Origin of the sequence: Micrococcus sp. KRD128 (genome assembly GCF_017168395.1) — a bacterium.
Taxonomy (GTDB): domain Bacteria; phylum Actinomycetota; class Actinomycetes; order Actinomycetales; family Micrococcaceae; genus Micrococcus; species Micrococcus luteus.
Genome location: NZ_JABFAX010000051.1, coordinates 1 through 408, shown reverse-complemented (window position 1 = coordinate 408; position 408 = coordinate 1). Strand labels below are relative to the sequence as shown.

The 408-nt window shown below is 67.6% G+C and carries 1 protein-coding gene; it reads left to right on the top strand.

Going from position 1 to position 408, the window contains the following annotated elements:
• A partial coding sequence (locus tag J1M44_RS11385) for a DUF3558 family protein (RefSeq protein WP_206481125.1) occupies window positions 1-202 on the top strand: 202 nt, incomplete at its 5' end.
• Window positions 203-408: the final 206 nt, after the last annotated feature.

Here is a 408-nt window from a genome sequence, read left to right as displayed (position 1 = left end):
CCTGAAGTACCAGGTCGAGACCCGCGCGATCCAGGGCGTGGACTCGATTGTGATGCGGACGGGCGATCCCAACGGCGCCTGCGGCGTCGCCAGCGACGCGGCGGGAGTGGTCGGCTGGTGGGTCAATCCCCAGGCTCCTGGTATCGACGCCTGCGGGCAGGCGATCAAGCTGATGGAGCTGACGCTGGCAACCAACGCCTAGCGCTGGGCGAGGCGGGAGCGTGGGCGTGAGCGCGCGCAGTTGTACGGCACTAACGGCGTGTCGGGGTACAGACACGCGCGCTCGCGGGTTCGGCTGCCTTCAAAAGGAAGTACGCGGCTGACGGTTTGCGGAGCAAGAGCACCTCTACCGTGGCACGTGAAAGCCGACCAGCGCGGCACACCCCGGTTCGACGTCTGCCCAGTGTC